Here is an 8,686-nt window from a genome sequence, read left to right as displayed (position 1 = left end):
GAATGTATGCCCACAAGATTTAGTTGATACGTATAACCAAAGTCAGAATGTATGCCCACAAGATTTAGTTGATACGTATAACCAAAGTCAGAATGTATGCCCACAAGATTTAGTTGATACGTATAACCAAAGTCAGAATGTATACACACAAGATTTAATTGATACGTATAACCAAAGTCAGAATGTATGCCCACAAGATTTAGTTGATACGTATAACCAAAGTCAGAATGTATGCCCACAAGATTTAGTTGATACGTATAACCAAAGTCAGAATGTATGCCCACAAGATTTGAATGTATACACACAAGATTTAATTGATACGTATAATCAAAGTCAGAATTGTGATTGTGGTTGTAAGTAGTAAGTAGTAAGTAGTTTCTTAAACATACTCGTTATTATCAAAAGAGTTTAGTTTTAATATAAAACTAGATATTTAAGGAGGAATTTTATATGAATAATGTATTGAATAGTGGAAGAACAACTATTTGTGATGCGTATAATGTAGTAGCCCATGATCCATTTAGTTTTGAACATAAATCATTAGATACCATCCAAAAAGAATGGATGGAGTGGAAAAGAACAGATCATAGTTTATATGTAGCTCCTGTAGTCGGAACTGTGTCTAGTTTTTTGCTAAAGAAAGTGGGGAGTCTTATTGGAAAAAGGATATTGAGTGAATTATGGGGGATAATATTTCCTAGTGGTAGTACAAATCTAATGCAAGATATTTTAAGGGAGACAGAACAATTCCTAAATCAAAGACTTAATACAGATACCCTTGCTCGTGTAAATGCAGAATTGATAGGGCTCCAAGCGAATATAAGGGAGTTTAATCAACAAGTAGATAATTTTTTAAACCCTACTCAAAACCCTGTTCCTTTATCAATAACTTCTTCGGTTAATACAATGCAGCAATTATTTCTAAATAGATTACCCCAGTTCCAGATACAAGGATACCAGTTGTTATTATTACCTTTATTTGCACAGGCAGCCAATATGCATCTTTCTTTTATTAGAGATGTTATTCTTAATGCAGATGAATGGGGTATTTCAGCAGCAACATTACGTACGTATCGAGATTACCTGAGAAATTATACAAGAGATTATTCTAATTATTGTATAAATACGTATCAAACTGCGTTTAGAGGGTTAAACACCCGTTTACACGATATGTTAGAATTTAGAACATATATGTTTTTAAATGTATTTGAATATGTATCCATTTGGTCATTGTTTAAATATCAGAGTCTTATGGTATCTTCTGGCGCTAATTTATATGCTAGCGGTAGTGGACCACAGCAGACACAATCATTTACAGCACAAAACTGGCCATTTTTATATTCTCTTTTCCAAGTTAATTCGAATTATATATTATCTGGTATTAGTGGTACTAGGCTTTCTATTACCTTCCCTAATATTGGTGGTTTACCGGGTAGTACTACAACTCATTCATTGAATAGTGCCAGGGTTAATTATAGCGGAGGAGTTTCATCTGGTCTCATAGGGGCGACTAATCTCAATCACAACTTTAATTGCAGCACGGTCCTCCCTCCTTTATCAACACCATTTGTTAGAAGTTGGCTGGATTCAGGTACAGATCGAGAGGGCGTTGCTACCTCTACGAATTGGCAGACAGAATCCTTTCAAACAACTTTAAGTTTAAGGTGTGGTGCTTTTTCAGCCCGTGGAAATTCAAACTATTTCCCAGATTATTTTATCCGTAATATTTCTGGGGTTCCTTTAGTTATTAGAAACGAAGATCTAACAAGACCGTTACACTATAACCAAATAAGAAATATAGAAAGTCCTTCGGGAACACCTGGTGGAGCACGGGCCTATTTGGTATCTGTGCATAACAGAAAAAATAATATCTATGCCGCTAATGAAAATGGTACTATGATCCATTTGGCGCCAGAAGATTATACAGGATTTACTATATCGCCAATACATGCCACTCAAGTGAATAATCAAACTCGAACATTTATTTCTGAAAAATTTGGAAATCAAGGTGATTCCTTAAGATTTGAACAAAGCAACACGACAGCTCGTTATACGCTTAGAGGGAATGGAAATAGTTACAATCTTTATTTAAGAGTATCTTCAATAGGAAATTCAACTATTCGAGTTACTATAAACGGTAGAGTTTATACTGTTTCAAATGTTAATACCACTACAAATAACGATGGAGTTAATGATAATGGAGCTCGTTTTTCAGATATTAATATCGGTAATATAGTAGCAAGTGATAATACTAATGTAACGCTAGATATAAATGTGACATTAAACTCCGGTACTCCATTTGATCTCATGAATATTATGTTTGTGCCAACTAATCTTCCACCACTTTATTAAGGTTTGAGTGAATGTACAATTAGTATTTTATTCTATCATAAATTTAATAGAAAATTCTTAAACATATTGACGGAACTAAATGATATATAATTATGGATATTAGAGGGTGTCTTAAAGTAGTAAAATTCTTACTCTGAGACACCCTCTTTATTTTTTTATATCCAAATCGGATGAAATATGGGAGAAATCATTTCAAGTTAACCTAAAGCTTTTCATATTTAAAAACTTTGTAACAGTACTAAGAAGAAGAGGAATTGGAATAAAATTCATTCTCATTTGAAAAAGGTTTTACCATACAAGATATCCGGATAATAACAGGTGATAATCAAGAGTTTCTAGATAAAAATTTCAGGTGTTAGAAAATTCTTAAACTTACCGTTTCAGGGGATGGGTTACAAAAGAAGTGTGCTACATGTAGACAATAATTTCTATAGGATAAATCTATGGACTTAAAGTTCCAATAAAATAGTAAGACAAAATGGTTATTTCATTTCATCATTAAATACAGGGATAAGGAATTGTATTCGTAAATGATTTGTTAACAGCTGTTCCTAAGCTTTCTTATGAGAAATTATAGAACAATATTAGTAATCCTCACGATCACATTTCCGTTCTCTGTCACAATCATTTCTATTGTTTTTAATTCAAAAAATAAAGTCTTCATCCTTTTCTTCAGCGAAGCGAATAAAGATTCCTTCGCCCTCAAATATACCAGCTGAGAATACTTTAATTCGATCTCCTTCGCGTAAATCAAAAAATCTTCTTCTTGACATGAGAATCGCCTCCAAGTGTGTTTTTTCTAATGTATGTATGACATTATTTTATTGATTGGGCACATAAGAAGAATGTTTTATCCCTTTATAGAGACATTACCAATATTCCGTCTTATGAAACACTTCGGAAATGAAAAATAGCTTATGAAACAGGAGGATTGTATGCCCTACATTCAAAGAAAAAGGGGCGTCCATCCATGAAAGATAAAAAAATAAAACCAGTAGTAGAAGGCTCAATAGAAACACTACAAGCGGAAAATGTATATTTAAAAAGGTTTAATGCTGTAGTTCAAAACAAGAAACAATCACCAAACAAGACAAAGCTCAAGTAATAAGCTATTTATGATGAACGGATGAATCGTGGACACAAAATAAATCATAAAATGGTGTATCACCTTATGAAAGAATTAGGGTTAAAATGCCTTGTTCGTATGAAAAAATATCGCTCTTACAAAGGGACAGTTGGGAAAATTGCGCCGAATATTTTAAATCGCAACTTCCAAGCCGACAAACCAAATGAAAAATGAATTACAGATATAACGGAGTGTAAGTTATTTAGGGAGAAGTTATACCTATCACCAATGTTAGATTTATTTAATGGTGAAATTATCACGTATACAATTGGTTCAAGAACGACCTATTCCCTTGTTTCAACAATGTTAGACCAAGCCTTTGAACGTGTAACAGATCAAGACAAACTCCTCATTCATTCTGATCAAGGTTGGCACTATCAAATGAAACAATACCGTCATTCTCTTAAGCAATGTGGCATAACACAAAGTATGTCTCGCAAAGGAAACTGTTATGACAATGCCGTTATTGAAAATTTTTTCGGTATCATGAAATCAGAATTTCTGTATCGAAAAGAATTTGAAAGTATAACACATTTCAAACAAGAATTAGCAAAGTATATAGAATACTATAATCATAAAAGAATTAAGGCAAAATTAAAGGGTATGAGTCCGGTACAATACCGGGCTCATACCCTAGAGGCTGCCTAATGAAACGACCTGTCTAACTTTCGGGGGCACTTCAATTTAGTTGTCCTCTTTTGAGCATAAATCAAATTTCATATATGTAATAATGGAATTTATGAAACACATTCATAGCATGAACGTGTTATATGTGAGAAGAAACTTACATGAAAGAATAAAGGGGGAGGCTATATACAGGCTGTATGAATTGTTAATGATTAAGAAATAATTTTACATTAAATTCGAGTTTAATTGATAATTATAGTGTGTTATAATATAAATAAAATTAAACGTTAATATCGTGAGGTACATAATGCATTCAAACACATTTATATATCATATGACTCATTATAGAAATTTATCAAAAATATTATCTTCAAATGGACTCGTGTGTGTCTCTAGCATCATGAATAATGGGCAAACATATTGTAATATTGCTAATAATGATATACAAAACAGACGAGCTTATTACTCAGTTCCAGTAGAACCATTTGGAACATTACATAAATATGTTCCATTCTATTTCGCTCCAAAATCACCTATGTTATACAGTATCTATAAAGGTAATGTCACACAATATAATGAGGGGCAAGGGCCTCTCATTTATTTTGTATCGTCAGCGCAAAAAATAAAGCAAAACGGGGTTCCTTTTTGTTTTACTGATGGCCATGGAATAATGCACTTCACTGAGTATTACAATGATCTTAAAGAATTGCACAACATTGATTGGGATATAATGAAGAGTAAATATTGGCATGACACGATTGAAGACAATGATAGAAAGCGTAGAAGAATGGCAGAGTTTCTGGTTTACCAATATGTCCCACTTGACTGTATTATCGGGATTGCAGTCTATAGTCAAAAATATAAAGAAGAAACCGAAAAAATATTAACTGAACATAATGTTTCTTTAACAGTTAAATTAAAACCTAATTGGTATTATTAAGGTGGTGGTAGAAATTGATTAAAATAACAAAAGGCAATTTGTTAGAAGCTGATGCACAAGCTTTGGTGAATACCGTTAATACAGTCGGTGTAATGGGAAAAGGTATCGCCCTTCAATTTAAACAAGCATTCCCTGATAATTTTAAAGCTTATCAGAAGGCATGTAAAATTAATCAAGTTCAGCCTGGGAAAATGTTTATATATAAAACACACCTCTTAGGATCACCAGAATACATTATAAACTTTCCAACTAAAAGGCATTGGAAGAATAAATCAAGAATTGAAGATATTAAGAGTGGGCTTAGTTCTTTAAGAAATGAAATTATTAATTATAATATAAAATCGATCGCATTACCTCCTCTTGGATGTGGTAATGGGGGCTTAGATTGGAGTGAAGTACAGCCTTTAATTATAAAGTCATTAGAGGACTTAAATACTACAGTTTATCTATATGAACCTTCTGGTCATCCTGATCCAAATAGCATGAAAATAGGTACAACTAAGCCAAAAATGACAAAAGCAAGAGCTCTTTTACTATTATTAATGGAGCAATACAGAGCTCCAGGATATCACCTTTCGCTTCTCGAAATACAGAAATTAGCTTATTTTTTACAAGAGTGTGGAGAGCCTCTTCGTTTAAATTTTGTGAAATATATATATGGTCCATATGCGGAAAATTTAAATCATGTTTTAATTCGTTTAGAAGGACATTATATTCGTGGTTATGGTGATCGAAATTCTAAATCTGATATTAATCTGTTTGAAGATGCAATATTAGAAGCTAAAGAGTTTATCTCTCATGATGAAGAATCTTTAAAAAGACTTGAAGAGGTAAAAAATTTAATTGAAGGATATGAAACCCCTTATGGTATGGAGCTTTTAGCTACTGTACATTGGTCTATAAAGTATGGAAATAATTCAATAATGGATTTCGATGAGATTATCAATTATATCCATAGTTGGAATGAACGTAAAAAACACGTATTTAAAAATAATCATATAAAAAAGACAATGCAGCATCTAGAGATATTTATGCAATAAATTAAAGACTTTTAAAAGTTAATTTAAATGGAAATTCTATATAAAGTTGTTTTCGTAAGAATATCAATTAAAATTGTATTTAATGTAAAATTAGACAAATTAAGACAAAACAGTACATTGATTATAGAAAATCAATGTACTGTTTTGAAGTTTGAGGTGAAAAAATTGAGCAATCGAGAAAAACAAGTGTATAAAGCACGTGTAGAACGTCATAAAGAAAAAATGCCTTGGTATATCATTGAATATATTGAAGAGAAAACGAACCTCTCCCCTGCTACTTTGTATGGATATTTAATTGAATATGAAATGTTTTTACATTGGTTGATCTCCTCTCGTCTTGTTTTCGTAAATGGAGAAGTTGTAACGGTTACGAAATTACATGAGGTGCCAATTGAAACATTGGAACACCTTCCTCTTAAACAAGTAAAAAGGTTTAAAAGCTATTTAGAGAGACAAGGTAATAAAACAAAGGCAATTATACGAACATTTTCAGCTCTAAAATCATTATTTAACTACCTAACCAAAAACACTGAAGATGATAATGGAGAATGTTACTTTTATAGAAATGTTATGGCCAAAATGGAAATTCATAAGGAAAAAATTGACGCTTCAGCAAGAGCGAAAGAAATTTCTGAAGTTATTTTTCACAATAATGATGATATTAAATTTATGCGCTTTTTATCTAATGAATATGAGCAAATGCTAAAAGAAAACGCTCCCGGTAAGTTAAGATTCTTCAAACGCGATAGAGAGCGTGATATTGCTATTCTAAGTTTAATTTTAGGTACAGGACTTCGGGTATCTGAAACAGCTAGTTTAACTATTTCTAGTATCAATTTTCGTACTCGTTACATTAAAGTTGTACGAAAAGGAGATAAAAAATCATCTATTTTGGCTACACAAACAGCCCTAGATGATGTTCAAGAGTATCTAAAAGTACGTGCTGCTCGTTACAAGTGTCCTGATGCTGAAGATATTCTATTTGTAACAAATTATAAAGGATCCTATGCGCAAATTTCTGTTAATGCTATACAAAAGCTTACAGAGAAATACACAAGGGCTTTTGATGAAAAGAAAAGCCCTCATAAATTACGTCATACTTATGCTACTAATCACTATAATGAAAATAAAGATTTAGTATTATTAGCAAATCAAATGGGACATAATTCTATGGAAACAACATCTCTTTATACAAACATTGATGATACTAAACGACGAGCTGCAATAGAACGCTTAGAACAACGTCAATTTGAAGATACAAAAGAAAAATAAATAGTAAATAGAGAGCATTGTAGCCTACGAAAAGACAATGCTCTCTTATGTTTGTATGTCTATACTATTAATGTATAGATAAATTAATTTTTAATATCTCTACTGTTAAATAGCATACAATTAAATTTCATCCTACATCTAATCACTCAAAATATTGGTACAAGAATTGTATATTTAACCCTTTTATTTTTCTGGATTTAGGTAGATTTTAATTCTACATGTTACGCTCAATATGGAGTTGCTTCGCGTATTTAACTATCTCGAATAATTCTCTCTTTTCATCAAGATAGAATTCATCTGATAGAGACTCTACTAAATTTGATACCTGGTCAATATGATAATCCTTTACATCTGTTTTTAATCCTCTTGGATTCGTAGATGTAAACAGTGCAGTAACCTTCTCTTGCGCTTTTTCAAAATCATATTCTGCCTCATATGTTACTTCTACCGGAACAAATTCAATTCTATCTATATAAACTTCGTTACCTGAAGAGAAGTTCCAAGCACCTATTGTGAATGTACTTTGTACATCTAAAAAGCTAAATGGAGTGGTAAAGCCTACAGTTCTAAAGGTTTTATAGTCTAAGTCCTCTCCTCTATTCATAGTTGCTGAAAAATTACCTTGATTAATAGCTTTACCGTTAATTGACGTATGGAATTGTAAATCTGTGGTAGAAGCATAGCGAATCCTCACGCGATATCTTTGTGCAAATGGTGGATTAATATTTACTCGTATATCCCCAAATGTACCAGTATTCGTTCTTCGAAGGATATCCCCACCTGTAAATCCTGGTCCTCTCACTACAGCGGCACCTGAAGACAGATTGAAAGCTTTTACTAATGGTATTTGTGTAATGCTATTTGGCTCAATTGTATTTGTACGATCTGCACTACGATGCGTCCAAGAATATACCAATGCTTTCACATGTGATGCTGAAATGAGTCCTATATGAGATAATCTATGACTATAAGATTCATAATTTGGCTGTCCTGTTGCTTCAGGTGGTAATTCATTTTCTGAATCCTGTAATTGCGTCCCAATTCCAGCATACCCTGGATAATAGAAATTATCAGATGCGATCGGATGTGTGACGAATTTCCAATGAAAATCAACCCTAGGTACTCCATTAACAGGTTGAGTTAAAAATAGATTCAGCCCTGCCAATGATTCAGTCCTATAGACGTCTCGAGAAGTGAACGGTAATGTTACAGGATTAATAGGCCTAGAACCAGCATCTTTGAGTAAATCGTGAATTTCGTAATTTTCTGAACGTTATAGTGAGTTACCTTATATATTTTCGTCACAGAAGAGTCATTCTGTGACACTTT

Annotated in this window: 5 protein-coding genes and 3 pseudogenes; 6 read left to right on the top strand and 2 right to left on the bottom strand. The window is 32.5% G+C overall.

The features are described from left to right. Both ACS2CR_RS32490 and cry2Ab read left to right on the top strand, forming a co-directional pair. A pseudogene (locus tag ACS2CR_RS32490) lies at positions 1–361 on the top strand (hypothetical protein); the annotation flags it as partial. An 89-nt stretch (positions 362–450) separates the two neighbouring features. Then, on the top strand, positions 451–2,352 hold the full coding sequence (gene cry2Ab, locus ACS2CR_RS32485; RefSeq protein ID WP_001067062.1) for a pesticidal protein Cry2Ab: 1,902 nt from the start codon (positions 451–453) through the stop codon (positions 2,350–2,352). A gap of 644 nt (positions 2,353–2,996) precedes the next feature. On the opposite strand, the gene ACS2CR_RS32480 is transcribed toward cry2Ab, so the two are convergent. Continuing rightward, positions 2,997–3,125 carry a hypothetical protein gene (locus ACS2CR_RS32480; protein WP_004425465.1) on the bottom strand — a complete coding sequence of 43 codons (129 nt, stop codon included), beginning with the start codon at positions 3,123–3,125 and terminating at the stop codon, positions 2,997–2,999. Positions 3,126–3,226: 101 nt separating this feature from the next. Between ACS2CR_RS32480 and ACS2CR_RS32475 the strand changes: the two are divergent. The 4 genes and pseudogenes from ACS2CR_RS32475 to xerS all read left to right on the top strand — a co-directional run. Continuing rightward, positions 3,227–4,126 (top strand): annotated as a pseudogene (locus ACS2CR_RS32475) (IS3 family transposase); the annotation flags it as partial. A gap of 286 nt (positions 4,127–4,412) precedes the next feature. Next, positions 4,413–5,045: a type II toxin-antitoxin system toxin DNA ADP-ribosyl transferase DarT gene (gene darT, locus ACS2CR_RS32470; protein WP_000555978.1), complete on the top strand. Its 633-nt coding sequence runs from the start codon at positions 4,413–4,415 to the stop codon at positions 5,043–5,045. Between the two features lie 14 nt (positions 5,046–5,059). Continuing rightward, entirely contained in the window at positions 5,060–6,085 is a 1,026-nt protein-coding gene (gene darG / locus ACS2CR_RS32465) for a type II toxin-antitoxin system antitoxin DNA ADP-ribosyl glycohydrolase DarG (RefSeq protein WP_000591046.1), read from the top strand. A gap of 165 nt (positions 6,086–6,250) precedes the next feature. Next, positions 6,251–7,357 carry a tyrosine recombinase XerS gene (gene xerS, locus ACS2CR_RS32460; protein ID WP_014481901.1) on the top strand — a complete coding sequence of 369 codons (1,107 nt, stop codon included), beginning with the start codon at positions 6,251–6,253 and terminating at the stop codon, positions 7,355–7,357. A gap of 214 nt (positions 7,358–7,571) precedes the next feature. Here the strand turns inward: xerS and cry1Ia are convergent. Then, a pseudogene (gene cry1Ia / locus ACS2CR_RS32455) lies at positions 7,572–8,576 on the bottom strand (pesticidal crystal protein Cry1Ia); the annotation flags it as partial. Positions 8,577–8,686: the final 110 nt, after the last annotated feature.

Origin of the sequence: Bacillus cereus group sp. BceL291 (genome assembly GCF_051776705.1) — a bacterium.
Classification (GTDB): Bacteria; Bacillota; Bacilli; order Bacillales; family Bacillaceae_G; genus Bacillus_A; species Bacillus_A cereus.
This window is presented reverse-complemented; position numbering and strand designations above follow the sequence as displayed.